1 protein-coding gene is annotated in these 583 nt (G+C 53.2%); it reads left to right on the top strand.

What is annotated here, in order from left to right:
* Positions 1 to 388: 388 nt before the first annotated feature.
* Positions 389 to 583: cold-shock protein (locus B3605_RS01425; RefSeq protein WP_296431801.1), on the top strand; the 195-nt coding region annotated here is incomplete at its 3' end.

The raw sequence follows: 583 nt of genomic DNA, 5'->3' as shown, positions 1-583 counted from the left end.
AAATATATTGCTCACGATACAAAACGTTATTCAGCGGCGGCTGATGAGTGGTTTTTTTCGTCGGAGCGCAAAACCCACCCGGAATTGGCGCGCGAGGCAGCGTTGCGTCGGAAAACTTTTGCTTGCCAAAAGTGAATAATCGCAGCAATCTCGTGGCGTTCGGGCATTTTGCGAGCATGGGAAGTCCTTAAGATTGTGCGCGCCGGAGACGCTAATACTCCGGTCGGTTGGTTCTAAATAAGCAGGCGGAAGTTCTGCGGAGAACTATACTGATTTAGAGGGGACCTTTTTCTCACAATTCAATAATTGCCTGTTAGCGTCTCCGTGAGGAGGCAATATCAGTATGCTGCCCGTGTGGATGGCGGGCAGAGATCAAAGGACCTGACGCATGGCCGAGACTGGGACTGTAAAATTCTTCAACACCGACAAGGGCTTCGGATTCATCAAGCCTGACAAGGGCGGCGCGGACATCTTCGTTCACATTTCCGCCGTGCAGGCTTCCGGATTGGCCGGACTGACGGAAAACCAGAAGGTAAGCTTCGACACCGAACCGGATCGTCGCGGCAAGGGCCCGAAGGCCGTC

The organism is Rhizobium sp. UBA1881, assembly GCF_002338015.1.
In the GTDB taxonomy this organism is placed as follows: Bacteria; Pseudomonadota; Alphaproteobacteria; order Rhizobiales; family Rhizobiaceae; genus Rhizobium.
The sequence above is the reverse complement of the archived record's forward strand: the minus strand, read 5'-3'. Positions and strand labels throughout refer to the sequence as shown.